Genomic DNA, 17,229 nt, shown 5'->3' with positions numbered 1-17,229 from the left:
CCCGCCGTCCCTGCCGACGCCTGGTATACCTCGATCGCCGGCCCTGGCCCGGCACCGACCCGTGGCACTGGGCCGATCGGGGGACCCGGGCACCTCCCGGGGCCCGGCCACGCCCGCCCCGACGGGCGGGAGCCGCGGAAGGGCCCGGACGCACGACGGCTCGGTCGCCGCCTCGGCCGCCTGAGGCGACTCAGCCGCCTGAGCTGCCTGAGTCGCCGGAGCTGCCTGAGTCGCCGGAGCTTCCTGAACTTCCTGAACTGCCTGGGTGTCCTGAGCCGCCCTGCCCGTCGCTTGCCGCACGAGCCGCGCGGAGCAGGGTCGCGCCCGCCAGGTAGCCGACCAGGGCCGCGGTGGGCAGCCCGAAGGGCCCGTGGTCGGCCGGACCGGCGTCGGCCACACCGAGCAGTCCGAGCACGCAGGCGGCGTAGCCGACCGTGGCCGCCGCGGCGCGCCGCCCGGATCCGCCGAGCGCCCTCGCCGCCCACCTGTCGTGCCGGGCGGTGGAGCGGCCCAGGCGGCCGCGCCTCTCGACCCGTCCGAAGACGGCCACCAACCCGACCAGGACCAGGGAGAGCACGGCCAGCCACGGCAGCTTCCACAGCAGCCACGCTGCCGTGTCCGCGGGCGGCCGGGGCAGCGGCACCCGGTCGGAGGCGTACGCGGCCGCGGCGACGAGCACGAAGGCGCTCATGTGCCACAGCAGGACGGTGAGGATGACGGAGTTCACGGCGATCACGGCCATCCACGGCCGGAGCCGCCGCATCCACCGGTTCCCCGCGTCGCGCAGGAGCAGCACCAGCCCGAGCTGGGCCGTGGCCAAGGCCAGCAGGGCGAGGGTGGGCGGCGAGAGGTTGCCGAGCGGCATGCCGGGATAGTCGACCATGCTCACGGGGTACGGGCCGGCCACGGTGAGGAGCACCGCAGTACCGGCACCGCCGATCAGCAGCGGCACGGCGACACCGCGACGGGCGGGAAGCGTCCCGTCCTGCCAGGCGAAGCCGATCTGGTGCACGGCCAGCCACGCGAACACGTAGTTGCCCTGCTGCAGCGCCGGCGCGTCGAGACCCAGCCGTGCCGCGTCCCCGGCGGCGACCAGTCCCACCAGCACGAGCGGCACGACCGGCCCGGCCTGCCGGTGCAGGCGGTGCATCAGCGGCGTCAGCCACACCACCACCAGGTACACGAGCAGGAACCACAGGGGGATCGCGGCCAGCCACACCGCCCTGCCCACCGCGGCGGGATCGACGCCGGCCCGTCGGGCGACCAGTGCCGCCGCGGCCAGCGTCACCAGAAGCGCGGTCGTCGGCCGCACCAGCCGCGCCGTCCGGCGCAGCAGCCAGTCCTGGACCCCGCCGCCCCCACGCGTGTGCGAGGTCAGCGAGGCGGCGTTGGCGAACCCGCCCACCATGAAGAACACCGGCATCACCTGGACCAGCCAGGTGATCGGGCGGCCCCATGGCAGCACTTCCAGGGCGCTGAAGCCGGCCGGCCCGCGGGGACCGTCGGTGACGACGATGACGGTCCAGTGGCCGAGCACCACCACCAGGATGGCGAGCGCCCGCAGCAGGTCGGCGTGGCGTTCCCGCCGCGGCGGGGTGCGCTCCGCGAGTTCGCGCAGGCTGGGCATGCGGCCAGCATAGGAGCGGAGCGGGGGGACAAGGCGGCGGTCGGCGCGCCGTCCGGAGAAGCACCGCACAGGCGCGGCGACCCTGGCACGCCATCGCGGACGGGAACCGACCTATTGGGCCCCTACCGTTGCGCTCACCAGCCGACCGCGGGGAAGGAAGACGCCATGCCTCAGCAGAAGAGCACCGCGCCGGAGGGGTACACCACCGTCGCGCCCTGGGTGGTCACCGACGACACGGGAGCCTTCCTCGACTTCGTCTCCGAGGCTTTCGGCGGTGAGGAGATCGGGCGCGTGCCGACCGAGGACGGTGCGATCGGGCACGGGGAGGTCCGCGTCGGCGACACGGTCGTCCTGGCCTTCGACCGGCGCGCCGACTGGCCCGCCGTGCCGAGTCTGCTGCGCGTGTTCGTCCCCGACGCGGACGAGGCGTTCTCCCGCGCCGTGGCCGTCGGCGCCGAGGTCGTCACCGCCCTGGCGGACAGCGCGTTCGGGCAGCGCGGGGGGCGTGTCAAGGACCCGTTCGGCAACATCTGGTGGGTGGTCACCAGCGTCGAGGACGTCACCGAGGAAGAGGTGTGGAAGCGGTTGCAGGAGCCCGTCCACGCGGAGGCCATGCGGGTGGCCCAGGAGACACTCGACGCGGAGCTCAGCGGCCGCAGCCTCGGGCGCAGCAGCGCGCCCGTCCGCGCGGCCCCCCACTCCTGATCCCGGCGGGCGCGGAAGGCGCCTGCCCGCGTCTACGGCGCGCCACCGCCCGCGGAGTGCACCTGACGGCGCCTGACCCGGCGAAGAGCCGGGGCGGGCGCCGTCTTCGGCGTGCTCCCCGCGGCGGGCGCGTTGCCGCAGGTGCGACTGCCACCAGCACCACCCGGCAGCGCCGGCACCCGTGGCGACTCGGGCAGGTACCCGCGGGCCGCCGGGCAGGTACCCGCGGGCCGCCGGGCAGGCACCCGTGGGCCGCCGGGCAGGCACCCGTGGGCCGGGCGGGCCCGGCGCCTCCGGCGACGCACGTACGCCTGGTGCACCTGGCACCCCCGGCAGTACACCCGGCCCGGTGGCTGCGGCTTCCCCGGCGACACCCGTACGCCTGGCCCCCTCCGGCTGCTCTGGCGGCCCGGGCACCCGCGGGAGCCCCGGAAGCCCGGCCGGCCGGTGCCGCACACGGGGAGGACGCACCGCGCCCGGTGAGCCCGGGCCGATCGCGAGCCCGAGCGATGGCGAGCCCGTGCCCGTCGTCCGGCGCCCGAGCGATCCGGATCCCGCAGCGGAGCTCCCCGCGGCGACGCAGCACCGCGGGCGCGGTAGTGCGAACGGGGCCTCGAACAAGATCATCATATTGGGGTAATGCCGTCGGATCCTCTGGACGGCCCCTGCTGACGGACCGTTACTGTTCCCGCGGATCTGGTCGGAAGCCCAGGCATTTTTCCTCCTTTCCTCCTCTTTGGCCGGCCGGCCCTGCCGTGCGCCGTCCGCTACCCCCGAAGGAGAGCTCGCCCCGATGACCGTCGACACCAGCCCGGAAGCCCAGCCTGATACGCAGGCGGCGCACCCGCAGCAGTCCCTCAGCACCGCAGCCGCCCGCAAGCTCGCCAGCACGACCAAGTCCGCGCCGCAGATGCAGGAGATCACCTCCCGCTGGCTGCTGCGGATGCTCCCCTGGGTGGAGACCAAGGGCGGTGCGTACCGCGTCAACCGCAGGCTCACCTACACCGTCGGTGACGGGCGCGTCGAGTTCGTCCAGGACGGGGCCCGCGTCCGCGTCATCCCCCGCGAACTCGGCGAACTCGCCCTCCTGCGGGGGTTCGAGGACGACGCGGTCCTCACCGCCCTCGCCGACCGCTGCGTGCAGCGCGACTTCACCGCGGGCGAGGTCCTCGTGGAGCGCGGCGGCCCCGCCGGGGAGATCCACCTGATCGCGCACGGCCGCGTCAGCCAGCTCTCCGAAGGCCCGTACGGCGACGACATCTCGATCGCCGTCCTCGCCGACGGCGACCGCTTCGGCGAGAACGCCCTCCTCGACGCCGACGCCACCTGGGACTACACCGCCACGGCCGAGACCTCCGGCACCCTGCTCACCCTCTCCCGGGCCGACTTCGCCGCCATCCAGGCGTCCTCGCCTGCCCTCCAGGCCCACATCCAGGCCTTCAGCTCCCTACCGGAGCAGCGGCAGAACCGGCACGGCGAAGCCGAGATCGCCATGTCGGCCGGCCACGTCGGTGAGGCCGTGCTGCCGGGCGCCTTCGTGGACTACGAGCTGAACCCGCGTGAGTACGAACTGTCCGTCGCCCAGACCGTCCTGCGGGTCCACACCCGGGTCGCCGACCTCTACAACGGGCCGATGAACCAGACGGAGGAGCAGCTCCGTCTGACCATCGAGGCGCTGCGCGAGCGCCAGGAGCACGAGCTGATCAACAACCGCGAGTTCGGTCTGCTCCACAACGCCGACTTCAAGCAGCGGATCCAGCCCCACTCGGGTGCGCCCACCCCGGACGACATGGACGAGCTGCTCTGCCGCCGCCGCGGCACCAAGCTCTTCCTCGCCCACCCGCGGACGATCGCCGCGATCGGACGCGAGTTCAACGCCCGCGGCCTGTACCCGGACCACGTCGACCTCGGCGGTCAGCAGGTCCCCGCCTGGCGCGGCGTCCCGATCCTGCCCTGCAACAAGATCCCGATCACCAAGGAGCAGACCAGCTCCATCATCGCGATGCGCACCGGCGAGGAGAACCAGGGCGTCATCGGCCTGCGCCAGACCGGTCTGCCGGAGGAGTACGAGCCCGGCCTCTCCGTCCGCTTCATGGGCATCAGCGAGCAGGCGATCATGTCGTACCTGGTCACCACGTACTACTCCGCCGCCGTCCTCGTGCCCGACGCGCTCGGCGTGATGGAGAACGTGCAGATCGCCCGCAGGCGCGACTAGCCCGTGCCCTCGAAGCACCGCCCGCCTGCCGGCGCCCGGCAGGCAGCCCGGCGCCGCCGGGCCCGCCCCGCTGGCGGACGGCGGCACTTCGACGGCACCCCCGGCGGCAACCGCCCCACGGCCCCGGCAGCCCGGGCCCGGGCGGGGCACGCTCGCCTCTGGATCCGGGCCAGTCACCCCACCGCACAAGGAGCTACGGATGCCCGATCCCGATCTCTCTCCTCCGCAGGCGGGCGTTCCCGCCGCCGCACCCCGCTTCGGAGCCCACGGCCTGCTCCGGAGCTGCGTCCCCGCCGGCGGTGCGGCGGCGGGCGCGGGCATCCCCGCCGGGGCGCCCGCCGCCGCTCCGGCGCCTTTCGCCCTGCCGACGGGAGGCCGGCCGCTCGTGACCGCGGCTGCCTCCACCACCGCAACCGACCGGGCCGCCGCGACCGCACCTGCGGACCCGGCGTCCTCGACCACCGCGACCGACCCGGCCGGCACGGCCGCCGCGGGGCCGACCCGGGGCCGCGACCACCGCTGCCCGCCCGGCCGCCGGGGCCACGGGGGCGGCCTGGCCGCCGGGGCCGCCCCGGCAACCGGGGCCGCGTCGGTCGGCCTCGCCAGCCGGCAGGAGCCCGTACCGGCCCCGGGGCGTACCGCGCTTGAGCGGCTCCTGCGCGGCCCCAGCGGCCTGGGGACGGCGTGCCTCTCCCTCGCCCGACGCGAGGGCGGACCCTCCGCACCGGCCGAGGCGGGAGGCGCGGAGGAGCAGACCGCGGGACGGCCGATCCCCGGCCTCTACTTCCACCCCGTCCCCGACCCCGACCCCGCCCGCGTGGCCGAGGTCAGCCGACGGATCAAGGACTGGGCCGTGGAAGAGGTGCACCTGTTCCCCGACGAGTGGGAAGGCCAGTTCGACGGCTTCTCCGTCGGGCGCTACATGGTGGCCTGCCATCCCGACGCGCCGACCGTCGACCACCTGATGCTCGCCACCCGGCTGATGATCGCGGAGAACGCGGTCGACGACTGCTACTGCGAGGACCACGGCGGCTCCCCCGTCGGCCTCGGCGGACGCCTCCTCCTCGCGCACACCGCCCTCGACCCGCTCCACACCACCCCGGAGTACGCCCCGGCCTGGGCGGAGTCACTGGGCTCGGACGCACCCCGGCGGGCGTACCGGAGCGCCATGGACTACTTCGTCCGCGCCTCCACCCCCTCCCAGGCGGACCGCTACCGCCACGACATGGCGCGCCTGCACATGGGCTACCTGGCGGAGGCGGCCTGGGCCGAGACCGACCACCTGCCGGAGGTGTGGGAGTACCTGGCGATGCGCCAGTTCAACAACTTCCGCCCCTGCCCGACCATCACCGACTCCGTCGGCGGCTACGAACTCCCGGCCGACCTGCACGCACGGCCCGACATGCAGCGCGTCATCGCGCTCGCCGGCAACGCGACCACCATCGTCAACGACCTGTACTCGTACACGAAGGAGCTCGCCGCCCCCGGCCGCCACCTCAACCTGCCGGTCGTACTCGCCGAGCGGGAGAAGCTCTCCGAACGCGACGCGTACCTGAAGGCCGTCGAGGTCCACAACGACCTCATGCGCGCCTTCGAAACCGCCGCCGCCGAGCTCGCCGCCGCCTGCCCCGTCCCCACCGTGCTGCGCTTCCTCAAGGGCGTGGCCGCCTGGGTCGACGGCAACCACTACTGGCACCGGACCAACACCTACCGCTACAGCCTGCCCGATTTCTGGTGAGAAATGGATTCCTCAGTGACAACCGAGCTGACCTCCGCCGACGCCGCCACCGCCTCCGTGCTCATCCCGGGCCCGGCGACGCCCTACCAGGGGGACATCGCCCGCTACTGGAACAACGAGGCCCGGCCGGTGAACCTGCGCCTCGGTGACGTGGACGGGCTGTACCACCACCACTACGGCATCGGCGCCGTCGACCACGCGGCCCTGGGCGACCCCCAGGACGCGGGGCACGAGCAGCGGCTGATCGCCGAGCTGCACCGGCTGGAGTCCGCGCAGGCCGACATGCTCCTCGACCACCTCGGCCCGATCACTCCCGACGACACCCTCGTCGACGCGGGCTGCGGCCGCGGCGGCACCAGCGTCATGGCCCACCAGCGCTACGGCTGCAGGGTCGAGGGCGTCACCCTCTCCTCCACGCAGGCCGACTTCGGCAACCGGCGCGCGAAGGAACTCGGCATCGGGGACCACGTCCGCGCCCGGGTCTGCAACATGCTCGACACGCCCTTCGACAAGGGCAGCATCGCCGCCTCGTGGAACAACGAGTCCAGTATGTACGTCGACCTGGACGACCTCTTCGCCGAGCACGCGCGCTTCCTCAAGGTCGGCGGGCGCTACGTGACGATCACCGGCTGCTGGAACCCGCGCTACGGCCAGCCGTCGAAGTGGGTCTCCCAGATCAACGCCCACTTCGAGTGCAACATCCACTCCCGCCGCGAGTACCTGCGCGCCATGGCCGACAACCGCCTGGTCCCGCAGGCCGTCGTCGACCTGACCCCGGACACGCTGCCCTACTGGGAGCTGCGCGCCACGTCGTCGCTGGTCACCGGTATCGAGGAGGCGTTCATCGAGTCGTACAGGGACGGTTCCTTCCAGTACGTGCTGATCGCGGCCGACCGCGTCTGACCCCCGACCGCGTCTGACCCCCGACCGTCCGAGCCCGGGGCCGGGGCCGGGCCCGCCCGCAGCGGCGGTCCGGCCCCGCAGCACGCTGCCGGCGCGCGACCGGTGCACCCCGGGCCTCGGACCGGCCGCCCTCTGCGTGGCGCTCGGCTCGACGCTCGCCAGGGGCGTCGGCCCTGGTGCTCCTCGTCACCCCGCCGTTCCTCACCGCCAAGGCGGCGGCGCACTCCACCCCCTTCCGACGACTCATCAAGGCCGAGCCCGCACTGCTCCTGCGGGACGGCCGCATGCCGGCGGACGAGTTGACCCGCCGGCGCGTCACGGAGAGCGAAGTGCGCCAGGCCATCCGCGCACACGACCTCGGCGACCTCAGCGAGGTCGCGGCCGTGGTACTGGAGACCGACGGCACCTTCAGCGTGATCCCACACTCCGCGTACGGCTCCGGCGACGCCCTGAAGGGTGTCCGCCGGTCAGGCGGCCCGGCCCTCGACCACTGACCAAGGACAGCCTCGCGCCGCCTTCGCGGGCCCCCTTCCCCGCAGACCGCTCCATCCCGCGGGGCGGCTGACGTACAGTGGGGGCGGGCCGTGACTGGCGCTTGGGTGGAGTACCACCGGGGAGCGGCCTGGCGGGCCGCTCGAAGCGGTCGTGCCGACTGCCGCGCGCCTGGGCGACGAACAGATCCGTTCCCTTTGTCTCGCCGCCCGGGAGGTTCCGATGACCACCACTGCCGCAGCCCGTCTCATGGACGGCGGCTCCCTCGCCCGCCGCCTCGTCGAGGAGACCGCGGCCCGCGCCGCCGACCTCACCCGCCGCACCGCTGTCCAGCCGTGCCTGGCCACCGTCCTTGTCGGGGAGGACCCCGCGTCCGTGACGTACGTACGGATGAAGCGCGCCCGCTGCGAGAAGGCCGGGATCCGCTCCCGCCACGTCGAGCTGCCCGCTGCCACGACGACCGAGGAGCTCGTCGGCGTCCTCACCGACCTGTCCCGCGACCCGGGGGTGCACGGCATCCTGCTCCAGCACCCGGTGGGCCCGCACATCGACGAGCGCGCCGCCTTCGAGGCCATCGCCCCGGAGAAGGACGTCGACGGTGTCACCACCAGCTCCTTCGCGTCCATGAGCTTCGGGCTGCCCGGCTTCGTCTCCTGCACGCCCGGCGGCATCATGCGGCTGCTCGACGCCTACGACGTCGATCCTGCGGGCAAGAGGGCCGTGGTCGTGGGCCGCAGCGCCATCCTCGGCAAGCCCGCCGGGATGCTGCTGCTCGCCAGGAACGCCACGGTGACCTACTGCCACTCGTACACCCCGGCCGCCGAGTTGTCCGCGGCGCTGCGCGAAGCCGACATCGTGGTCGCGGCCGTCGGACGCCCCCGGTTCATCGCGGGGGAGGACATCAAGCCGGGAGCCGTCGTCGTCGACGCGGGGTACAACGAGGGCAACGTGGGCGATGTCGACTTCGACAGCGCCGCCGAAAGGGCGGGCCTCATCACCCCGGTGCCCGGCGGTGTAGGCCCCATGACCATCGCCACCCTCCTCAGCCAGACGGTGGACGCGGCGGAACGGCAGTCGGCAGCCGGGGCCGCGTGACCCCGCGGCGGGCCCGGCACCCCCGGCCCGCCGCCCGATGCCGGAGGCTCCGTCGCGCTGCCCCCGCAGGCGAGCTCCGGACCCCCGGGCCCCCGGGCCCTCGGCGCGCGGGCGCGCGGTGGGGCGGTTCCCCGCCGGGGCGTGCCGCGCGACCGCCGGAGGCGCCGGACCGCGGCTCGGGCTGATGCCCGAGCAGGCCGTGTGCGGCGGAAAGGGGGTGCCGAGGAACCGCAGGGCCCGACCGTACGTTCTCCGAGTGGGCAGTGGCCCTGAGCGCCCCGCTGGGGGCGCGGTGACGGCGGAGGAGGCGGCGGCATGTCGACAAGAACCAAGATCGTGGTCGGGGGAGTGGCCGTGGGGTTGCTGCTCATGCCGTTGATCGGCTTCTGGCTGTCCCTGCTGGTGGTCGTGGGCGTGCCGGTCCTGGCCTACCTCGCCCTCGACCCGGGCCAGCGGCGTCGGCTGCGCCATGTGTCCCGCAAGGAGCTTGGCCGCTGACGACCGGCGGCCGATCACGGAGCCGGCCCCGCTCCACGGCGGACCGGTGCCGTCCGACCCGGCGGAGCGCCGCTGCGGGCGGGCGGCCGGCGCGCCCGGCTGCGGATCAGCCGGGCCGTACGGCCATGGCGTCGAGTCCGGCCAGGAGAACGGGCAGACGGCTGCCGCGTCCCACCGGCAGCACCTCCTGCGGGCGCTCGTCCAGCAGGACGAAGGCGATGTCGTCGGTACGGGCCACCAGCGACCACCCGGGACCGTCCGCCCGCAGCAGGCGCGCCCCTCCCGGTGCGAACATCGACCGTATCCGCCCCGGTGGAGGCGGATCCTCCAGGTACCGCTCCAGATCCGCCAGAGCCCCGCGCACCCCACCGCGCAGGGTGGGACCCCGTCCCGCGGCGGCGCCCGGCGCCGGTTCCGCACCGGAGGCGGAGAAGTCGTCGTCGCCCAGCTGCTGCCGCCAGGAGGCCCACTGCAGGGCGATCTCGTCCGCGGCCAGCCGCCGCTGGGCCGAACCCCACGCCGCGGTGTCGGCCGGCGCCAAGGGAGCGGGATCCCCGGGCGCCGATGGGGGGTCGTGCGGCGCGGGCAGGCCGGGCGCCGCCACCGACAGGGCGAGCGGCCACCCGGGAAGCGCGCAGACCACACTGTCCTCGCGGGGTGACAGGTCGTACTCCATCCCGCAGTCCCACGCGGCGATCGCCACGGCGACCAGCGACACGTCGCTCACCGCGACCGTCCAGCGGGCCCCCGCACCGTCCTGCCCGAGGACGAGGCCGTACCCCTCGGCGTACGGTTCGAGGCCCAGGGCCCGGCACGCCTGCGGATAGTCGTCGCCCAGCACGCTGGGGAACTGCGCGGGTGTCAGGAGCACGGCCGTGAGCACGTACAGCGAGTCGTCCGGGCCGGTCCTGCCGGTCTCGTGGTTCCGGCCGGCCGTGCCGGCGCCCGTGTCCTCGCCCGTCGTGCTCACGGCGGCCTCCCGTCGTCCCGTCGCACTCGCCCGAGAGTGCCGGTCGGCGCACCGTACCAGCGAGTAACCCGCACGTCGAGAGGCATGAGGGCGCGGCGGCGGGCGGTGGCCGGACCGACCGAGGCGCCTGCGACGCCGCCGACGCCCGTCCGGGTGCCCGGGAGGCCTGCCGCGCACCCGCATCCCCGTCGTTCCGTACGGCCGCCCGGCCCTGCCCGCGGCACCGTCGGCCCTGCCCTACGGCACCGGCGGACTTGCCGCCCGGTGCGGCGGTCCCTCGCCACCACGCCCCGCGGCACCGTCGGACTTGCCGCCCGGTGCGGCGGTCCTCGCCACCACGCTCCACGCGCCCCGCAATGCGCCCCAGGGCGCCCCCGTCGCGTATTCCCGCGGCCCCCGACCCGTGGCGCTCCGGCGCCCCGTCCGCGCGGTGCGCCGGGCGGTCCGTGCCGGGCGCCGGGAGCCGCACGGGCCGGGCGGCCGGGGTGCCAAGCGGGCCTCCGCCCGTGCCCGGCCGGGTCCGTGCGGACCCGCCCGCCCGTACAGGGCGTTTCAGTCCATCCGGTCGGCCAGTACCAGGAAGCGGGCGTCGACGTCCTCGTACGCGACCATGCGCCAGCCCGAGCCGGCCAGCAGGGGGCGGAGCCGGGGCTCGGCCCTCAGATCGTCCCCGGTGAGCTGCCTGCCGTGCCGCGCCGCGAGTGCCGCCCGGCCGATCGGGTGGAACAGCGCCAGGCGGCCGCCGGGGCGCACCACCCGCGCCAGTTCGCGCAGGTCCTCGGCCGGCCGGGCGAGGTGCGACACCAGCCCCGCGCCGAACACCGCGTCCACCGCCCCGTCCCGCAGCGGCAGCCGTCCCACGTCCCCGAGCAGCAGCACCCCGCTGCGGTCCCGCCCCGCGCGCACCGCCTGAGCCAGCATGGCCGCGGTGAGGTCGAGCCCCACGACCGTGCCGGAGGGGCCGACGGCGTCCCGCAGCGCGGGCAGGGCGCGACCGGTACCGCAGCCCGCGTCGAGAACGGCGTCGCCGCGCCGCAGCCCCAGCTCCGCGACGGCCGCCGCGTAGGCCGGACCGTCGTCCGGGAAGCGGCTGTCCCAGTCGGCTGCCCGCGCGGCGAAGAACGCCTGGACGTCCGTGTGCTGATCGCTCATGGACTCATCATTCCTCACTCGTCAGCATGACCACCTGCGCGCATGTTCGGACGGTCGCGGTCGTCCGCGGGCCTCTCCCTGTCATCTTGCGTCGGCTTTCGAAACGCGTGCCCGTCGTGCGCCTTCCTCGGGGCTACCGTCCCGGACCCATGGGACACCTGGACCACGCCGCTTTCGGCTGGCTGACCCCCGCACTGTCGTACGCCATGGCCTGCGCGGGCGCCGCCCTCGGACTGCGCTGCACCGTGCGCGCCCTGGACTCCTCGGGCTCCGCGCGCCGCAACTGGCTGCTCACCGGGGCGTCGGCCATCGGCACCGGTATCTGGACGATGCACTTCATCGCCATGCTCGGCTTCACCGTCGTCGGCACCGACATCCGCTACGACGTGCCGCTGACGCTCTTCAGCCTCGCCGTCGCCGTCCTCGTCGTGGGCACCGGCGCCTTCGCCGTCGGCCACGGCCACGGCCGCCCGGTCGAGGCCCCGCGCTCCGCCGGCCCACCCGCTGCCGGCACAGCCGACCGCGCCACGGCGCGCAGCCGCCGGGACCACCGGATGTCCCTGGCCGTCGGCGGGCTCACCACCGGGCTCGGCGTCGCCGGCATGCACTACCTCGGGATGGCGGCCCTCCGGCTCCACGGAGCCGTGCACTACGACCCGCTGCTCGTCGCCCTCTCCCTCGCGATCGCGGTCGTGGCCGCCACCGCCGCCCTGTGGGCCGCGCTCAACATCCGCACGCCCGCAGCCGTGACCGTGGCCTCGCTCGTCATGGGCGCCGCCGTGAGCAGCATGCACTACACCGGCATGGCCGCGGTCACCGTGGAAGTGTCGCCGTCCGCGGAGCCGCTGCCCGGTGCCACCGCCATGCAGTTCATCTTCCCCCTCGCCGTCGGGCTCGGCGCCTTCCTCTTCATCACGTCGGCCTTCGTCGCCCTCTCCCCGACGGCGGACCCACACGCCGCCCGCGGCCCGAGCCACCGGTACGCCGGGCCGGACCCGGCCCCCGGGCCCCCGCCCCCGGGGACCACCGGCCCGCCCCCGGGGACCACCGGCCCGCCGCCGCGGGAGCGCCGCCCACGCGAGCGGCACCCCCTGTCGCAGCCGTGACGCCACCGGCGGCACCGCACGCCACCCCGAGACCAGAACGAGGACCGGTCATGCGCGCAACCCGCACCTCCAGCGCCGCCCCGCACGAGCCCCCCGCCCAGCGGGGCCGCCGCGCCCACGCCGCACCCGCGCAGAGCAGGGAGAGACCCGCGCCCCCGACGCGGCGCACCATGGCCGCGCAGCGCCGCGCAAGGCGGCCAGCACCATACGCGCCAGGATCATCTCCCTGCTCATGGTGCCCATCGTGTCCCTGCTGGCCCTCTGGGGCTTCGCCGCCGTCACCACCGCGCAGGACGTCGCCGGCCTGCGCGAGGCGCACCTCGCCGCCGAACGCGTCGGCATCCCCGTGACCGGGGCCGTCACCGCCCTCCAGGCCGAACGCCGCGCCGCCCAGCGCCACCTGGCGGCCCCGGGACCGGCCGGCGCCGACGCACTGGACGAGAGCATCCGCGACACCGACACCGCCCTCGCCCGGCTGCGCCTCGACGGCCGCCACACCACCGCGGACGCCGGCGGCCTGCCGCCCGAGACCGCCGACCGCGTACGCCGCTTCATGGACGCCACCGCAGGGCTGACCTCCCTGCGCGCCCGGGCCACCGCCGCCGGGCACCCCTCCGGCCACCGCCCGCAGAAACGTTCTCCCCTCACGCAGGAACGCATCCACGACACCTACACCGCCGCCATCACCGCCGGACTGGCCGTCCACGGCTCCCTCACCGCGCTGCCAGGCACGGGAAACGGTGCCCACGCGCGCGTGGCACTGGACATCGCGCACGCACGCGAACTCCTGGCCCGCGAGGACGCCGTGCTCAGCACCGCCCACGTGACCGGCAGTCTTCCCGCCGACCGCTTGCGGGAGTTCATCGGTGCAGCCACCGCCCGTCGCGCCCTGCTCCAGTCGGCCACCGCGGACCTCCCCGAACCCGCACGCGCCTCCTGGCGCCGCGTCACCGCCGAGGGCGCCCACCGCCGGCTCCTGGCCGCCGAGGACGCGGTCATGTCCGCCCCCGCCGGCCGCGCGGGCGTCACAGTGGTGCCCGCCGCCACCTGGGAGCCCGTCGCCACCTCCGTACACGCGGCCCTCGACGCACTCGAGACCGACGCCCGGGGGTCCGCCACCGGCCAGGGCCGCTCCCCGGCCGCCGCCGCGCTCACGCCCGCGGGTGCGGCCGTGCTCCTTGGCCTCGGGGCTGTCGCCGCCTCCCTCGTCATCTCCGTGCGCATCGGCCGCCGCCTCGTCGTGGACCTCGTCGGACTGCGCGACTCCGCACTCGGTATCGCCCACCGCGACCTGCCCGCCGCGATGCGCCGGCTCCGCGCGGGCGAGGACATCGACATCGACCGCGCAGCACCGCACGCCCCTCCCGCACAGGACGAGATCGGACAGGTGGCACAGGCCCTCGCCACCGTCCACCACGCCGCGCGGCGCCGCCGCCGAGAGGGCCGAGCTCGCCGGCGGTATCTCCAGCGTCTTCGTCAACCTCGCCCGGCGCAGCCAGCTGCTGGTCCACCGGCAGCTCGCCCTGCTCGACAGCATGGAACGCCGCGCCGACGACCCCGGGGAACTCGGCGACCTTTTCCGCCTCGACCACCTCACCACGCGCATGCGGCGCCACGCGGAGAACCTCATCATCCTGTCCGGCGCCGCCCCCGGACGCGCCTGGCGGACCCCCGTCCCCCTCACCGACGTCGTCCGCGCCGCCGTCTCCGAAATCGAGGACTACGCGCGCGTGGAGGTGCGCCCCCTGCCCGAGGCAGCGGTGACCGGAGGTGCGGTCGCGGACCTCACCCACCTCCTCGCCGAACTCGCGGAGAACGCCACGCAGTTCTCCCCGCCCCACACCAAGGTCCGCGTCAGCGGAGAACCCGTCGGCAACGGCTACGCGCTGGAGATCGAGGACCGCGGGCTCGGCATGGGCGGGGAGGCCCTCGCCGCCGCCAACCGGCGGATCGCCGGCTGCGAGGACCTGGACCTCTTCGACAGCGACCGGCTCGGCCTCTTCGTGGTCAGCCGGCTCGCCGCACGCCACGACATCAGGGTCCACCTCCGGCCCTCTCCGTACGGAGGCGTCACAGCCGTCGTGCTCCTGCCCACCGGCCTGCTGCAACGGCGCGCTCCCTCCGCGCCCGCAGCCCGGAGCACGCAGTCACCGCCCAGCCGCCCGGGCCCTCCCCGCATCGCCGGCCCCGTCCCCGCCCCTGCTCCGCCGCCACGACCGGCCGCGATCCCGGCGGGGCCCGCCCCCGGGGCCTCCACCCGGGCCCCGCGCCCGATGCCGACCGCACAACCCGCGCACCCCGCGGCCGCACCGGGCGCACGGCGCGCCGCTCCACCCCCGCCCGCGGCAGCCCCCGGGTACACCGCCGCACCCGGCACCCATGACGGCGCTCTCACGCCGACCGCACCAGCCTCACCCGCCTCTCCGTCCTCACCCACCGCGGACGCCGCAACCGCGCCCGGCACTCGCGGCTGGGCGCCCGCGCCGACCGCCCAGCCGGCGGGCGCCGCAGCCATACCCGGCACCCATGACGGCGTTGTCGCATCGACCGCATCGACCGCATCGACCGCATCGACCGCATCGACCGCATCGACCGCATCGACCGCATCGACCGCATCGACCGCATCGACCGCATCGACCGCATCGACCGCATCGACTGCACCGACGGTGCAGTCTGCGGACGCCGCAGCCGCGCCCGGCACTCGCGGCTGGGCCCCCGCGCCGACCGCACCGTCCGCGGACGCCGCATCCGCACCAGGCGTGCAGCTCTTCACGCTCACGGCGGCCACGCTGCCCGCCGACGCCGGCGCGCGCCAGGGAGCGCCGGAACCACTCCCGCAGGCCGGGCCACCCCACGGTGCACCGGGACCCTCCTGCGACACCGGTCCGACCCCGGTGCCGCCGCCACCGGCGTCCGGGGAGGGCGGAAGTACCGTCTCCCCTCGGCCTTCCGCCGGGACACCGGGCGGCCTTCCCCGCCGCACCCGCCAGGCGAGCCTCGCCCCGCAGCTGCGGCAGGCGGCACCCGCCCCCACGGACCCGCCCGCCCCGGACGCGGGTGCAGGCAGCCACGAGCGCACACCCGAACAGGTCCGCGCCCGCATGTCCGCCTACCGCGAGGGCTGGACCCGCGGCGGCAGCGCGGCCCCCGCACCCGCGCCCGCCACCCGGGCGGCACCGCGCCGTCCTCGCCCCAGCCCCGCACCCTCAGCGCCCACGGCCGCGAAGGAGACCCACGATGACCGGTCACGAAGGCCCCACCGCCCCGGCGCTCCGATCCGGCGGCGGGCTCGACTGGCTCCTGGACGACCTCGTCTCGCGGGTGCACGACGTGCACCACGCCGTCGTGCTGTCCGACGACGGCCTCCCCGCGGGCGCCTCCCACTCCCTGGGCCGCGCCGACGCCGAGCACCTCGCGGCCGTCGCCTCCGGCTTCCACAGCCTCGCCAAGGGCACTGGCCGGCACTTCGGCGCCGGCGGGGTCCGCCAGACGATGGTGGAGATGGACGACGCGTTCCTGTTCGTCGCCACTGCAGGGGAGGGCTCCTGCCTGGCCGTGCTCGGCTCCGCGTCCGCCGACCTCGGGCTGGTCGCCTACGAGATGGCCCGCCTCGTCAGGCGCGTCGGCGAGCACCTGCGCACCCCGCCCCGCGCCCACGCCTACGCCCGCGCCGCCACCCCGCGCACCGCGGGCCGGGGCGGCGACGGCTCATGACCCCGCCGCACGACGGCACGCGGCGCCCGCCCGGCCTCGCGCGCCGCTGGTACGACACCGACGCAGGGCCTCTCGTCCGGCCGTACGCCATGACCGGCGGCCGTACCCGGCCCGGCGCACGCGGTGTCCGCCTCGACCTCATCGCCTTGGTCGTCCCGGTCGGCGACGCCCCGCGGACCGGGGCGGACGACGCCGTCCACGGGCCCGAGCACCGCGCCCTGCTGGAGCTCTGCCGGGCAGAGCTGCGCTCCGTCGCGGACCTCGCCGCCGAGGCGGACCTGCCGGTCGGCGTCGTCCGCGTCCTCCTCGGCGACCTCCTGGACGCGGGGCTCGTGCGCGTCACCCGCCCCACCCCCGTCGCACAGCTCCCCGACGAACACCTGCTGAGAGAAGTGATCAATGGCCTGCGAGCCCTCTGAACCCGACTGCATGTCCCTGAAGATCCTCGTCGCCGGAGGCTTCGGAGCGGGCAAGACCACCCTCGTCGGCGCCGTCAGCGAGATCCGCCCCCTGCGGACCGAGGAGCGGCTCAGCGAGGTCGCCGAGGCCGTCGACGACCTGGGCGGAGTGGAGCGCAAGACCACCACCACGGTCGCCATGGACTTCGGCCGCATCACCATCCGTTCGGGCCTGTCCCTCTACCTCTTCGGCACACCGGGACAGGAACGCTTCTGGTTCCTCTGGGACGAACTCGCCCAGGGAGCTCTGGGAGCCGTCGTGCTCGCCGACACCCGCCGCCTGCAGGACTGCTTCCCCGCCGTGGACTACTTCGAGCACCGCGGGATCCCCTTCCTCGTGGCCGTCAACCGCTTCCCCCAGGCACCGGACCACGCCGCCGACGACGTGGCGCAGGCCCTCGACCTCGACCCGGGCACCCCGGTCGTCCTCTGCGACGCGCGCGACCGCGCCTCCGGCAAGGACGTGCTGATCCGGCTGGTGGAACACGCCGGGCGCGTCCATACGGCCCGCATCCTCGCATCGGTCTCCTGGCCGGCAGCGCAGGCTGCGCCGCGT

The 17,229-nt window shown here is 75.4% G+C and carries 13 protein-coding genes and 3 pseudogenes; 13 read left to right on the top strand and 3 right to left on the bottom strand.

Annotation, left to right across the window (positions count from 1 at the left end; all coding sequences use genetic code 11):
• Positions 1–190 precede the first annotated feature (190 nt).
• On the bottom strand, positions 191–1,627 hold the full coding sequence (locus L6E17_RS29405; RefSeq protein WP_236243671.1) for an acyltransferase: 1,437 nt from the start codon (positions 1,625–1,627) through the stop codon (positions 191–193).
• Between the two features lie 165 nt (positions 1,628–1,792).
• Between L6E17_RS29405 and L6E17_RS29400 the strand changes: the two genes are divergently transcribed.
• From L6E17_RS29400 to L6E17_RS29370, 7 genes are all read left to right on the top strand, one after another.
• Positions 1,793–2,332 carry a VOC family protein gene (locus L6E17_RS29400; RefSeq protein WP_236243670.1) on the top strand — a complete coding sequence of 180 codons (540 nt, stop codon included), beginning with the start codon at positions 1,793–1,795 and terminating at the stop codon, positions 2,330–2,332.
• A 793-nt stretch (positions 2,333–3,125) separates the two neighbouring features.
• A complete protein-coding gene (locus tag L6E17_RS29395) occupies positions 3,126–4,547 on the top strand; it encodes a family 2B encapsulin nanocompartment shell protein (protein WP_236243669.1) in 1,422 nt (473 codons plus the stop codon).
• 199 nt (positions 4,548–4,746) lie between these two features.
• Positions 4,747–6,285, top strand: coding sequence for a family 2 encapsulin nanocompartment cargo protein terpene cyclase (locus L6E17_RS29390; protein ID WP_236243668.1), 1,539 nt, complete (start codon positions 4,747–4,749; stop codon positions 6,283–6,285).
• Between the two features lie 3 nt (positions 6,286–6,288).
• On the top strand, positions 6,289–7,188 hold the full coding sequence (locus L6E17_RS29385) for a geranyl diphosphate 2-C-methyltransferase (RefSeq protein ID WP_268985781.1): 900 nt from the start codon (positions 6,289–6,291) through the stop codon (positions 7,186–7,188).
• Between the two features lie 176 nt (positions 7,189–7,364).
• On the top strand, positions 7,365–7,682 hold the full coding sequence (locus tag L6E17_RS29380) for a YetF domain-containing protein (RefSeq protein ID WP_236243666.1): 318 nt from the start codon (positions 7,365–7,367) through the stop codon (positions 7,680–7,682).
• Between the two features lie 220 nt (positions 7,683–7,902).
• Positions 7,903–8,775 carry a bifunctional 5,10-methylenetetrahydrofolate dehydrogenase/5,10-methenyltetrahydrofolate cyclohydrolase gene (locus L6E17_RS29375; RefSeq protein WP_236243665.1) on the top strand — a complete coding sequence of 291 codons (873 nt, stop codon included), beginning with the start codon at positions 7,903–7,905 and terminating at the stop codon, positions 8,773–8,775.
• A 315-nt stretch (positions 8,776–9,090) separates the two neighbouring features.
• Positions 9,091–9,273, top strand: coding sequence for a hypothetical protein (locus tag L6E17_RS29370; RefSeq protein ID WP_236243664.1), 183 nt, complete (start codon positions 9,091–9,093; stop codon positions 9,271–9,273).
• A 106-nt stretch (positions 9,274–9,379) separates the two neighbouring features.
• Here L6E17_RS29370 and L6E17_RS29365 read toward each other — a convergent pair whose 3' ends face one another.
• Positions 9,380–10,243, bottom strand: a complete 864-nt coding sequence (locus L6E17_RS29365; RefSeq protein WP_374109183.1) for a hypothetical protein — start codon at positions 10,241–10,243, stop codon at positions 9,380–9,382.
• Positions 10,244–10,795: 552 nt separating this feature from the next.
• Positions 10,796–11,395, bottom strand: a complete 600-nt coding sequence (locus L6E17_RS29360) for a class I SAM-dependent methyltransferase (protein ID WP_236243663.1) — start codon at positions 11,393–11,395, stop codon at positions 10,796–10,798.
• Between the two features lie 149 nt (positions 11,396–11,544).
• Between L6E17_RS29360 and L6E17_RS29355 the strand changes: the two genes are divergently transcribed.
• The 6 genes and pseudogenes from L6E17_RS29355 to L6E17_RS29335 all read left to right on the top strand — a co-directional run.
• A complete protein-coding gene (locus tag L6E17_RS29355) occupies positions 11,545–12,501 on the top strand; it encodes an MHYT domain-containing protein (RefSeq protein ID WP_236243662.1) in 957 nt (318 codons plus the stop codon).
• Positions 12,502–12,733: 232 nt separating this feature from the next.
• Positions 12,734–13,552 (top strand): annotated as a pseudogene (locus L6E17_RS31770) (nitrate- and nitrite sensing domain-containing protein); the annotation flags it as partial.
• A gap of 484 nt (positions 13,553–14,036) precedes the next feature.
• Positions 14,037–14,537 (top strand): annotated as a pseudogene (locus tag L6E17_RS31765) (sensor histidine kinase); the annotation flags it as partial.
• Between the two features lie 1,201 nt (positions 14,538–15,738).
• A complete protein-coding gene (locus L6E17_RS29345) occupies positions 15,739–16,215 on the top strand; it encodes a roadblock/LC7 domain-containing protein (protein ID WP_236243694.1) in 477 nt (158 codons plus the stop codon).
• Positions 16,212–16,634, top strand: a complete 423-nt coding sequence (locus L6E17_RS29340; RefSeq protein ID WP_236243693.1) for a DUF742 domain-containing protein — start codon at positions 16,212–16,214, stop codon at positions 16,632–16,634. The genes L6E17_RS29345 and L6E17_RS29340 overlap by 4 nt, the downstream gene beginning before the upstream one ends.
• Positions 16,615–17,199: pseudogene (locus L6E17_RS29335) on the top strand (ATP/GTP-binding protein); the annotation flags it as partial. The gene L6E17_RS29340 and the pseudogene L6E17_RS29335, both read left to right, overlap by 20 nt.
• Between the last annotated feature and the right edge of the window lie 30 nt (positions 17,200–17,229).

It is taken from the genome of Streptomyces sp. CC228A (assembly GCF_021390935.1).
In the GTDB taxonomy this organism is placed as follows: Bacteria; Actinomycetota; Actinomycetes; order Streptomycetales; family Streptomycetaceae; genus Streptomyces.
This window is presented reverse-complemented; position numbering and strand designations above follow the sequence as displayed.

Excerpts from the sequence above, each read along its gene's own strand:
- L6E17_RS29405 (WP_236243671.1), bottom strand. The coding sequence starts at position 1,627 with ATGCCCAGCCTGCGCGAACTCGCGGAGCGCACCCCGCCGCGGCGGGAA.
- L6E17_RS29400 (WP_236243670.1), top strand. The coding sequence starts at position 1,793 with ATGCCTCAGCAGAAGAGCACCGCGCCGGAGGGGTACACCACCGTCGCG.
- L6E17_RS29395 (WP_236243669.1), top strand. The coding sequence starts at position 3,126 with ATGACCGTCGACACCAGCCCGGAAGCCCAGCCTGATACGCAGGCGGCG.
- L6E17_RS29390 (WP_236243668.1), top strand. The coding sequence starts at position 4,747 with ATGCCCGATCCCGATCTCTCTCCTCCGCAGGCGGGCGTTCCCGCCGCC.
- L6E17_RS29385 (WP_268985781.1), top strand. The coding sequence starts at position 6,289 with ATGGATTCCTCAGTGACAACCGAGCTGACCTCCGCCGACGCCGCCACC.
- L6E17_RS29375 (WP_236243665.1), top strand. The coding sequence starts at position 7,903 with ATGACCACCACTGCCGCAGCCCGTCTCATGGACGGCGGCTCCCTCGCC.
- L6E17_RS29370 (WP_236243664.1), top strand. The coding sequence starts at position 9,091 with ATGTCGACAAGAACCAAGATCGTGGTCGGGGGAGTGGCCGTGGGGTTG.
- L6E17_RS29360 (WP_236243663.1), bottom strand. The coding sequence starts at position 11,395 with ATGAGCGATCAGCACACGGACGTCCAGGCGTTCTTCGCCGCGCGGGCA.
- L6E17_RS29355 (WP_236243662.1), top strand. The coding sequence starts at position 11,545 with ATGGGACACCTGGACCACGCCGCTTTCGGCTGGCTGACCCCCGCACTG.
- L6E17_RS29345 (WP_236243694.1), top strand. The coding sequence starts at position 15,739 with ATGACCGGTCACGAAGGCCCCACCGCCCCGGCGCTCCGATCCGGCGGC.
- L6E17_RS29340 (WP_236243693.1), top strand. The coding sequence starts at position 16,212 with ATGACCCCGCCGCACGACGGCACGCGGCGCCCGCCCGGCCTCGCGCGC.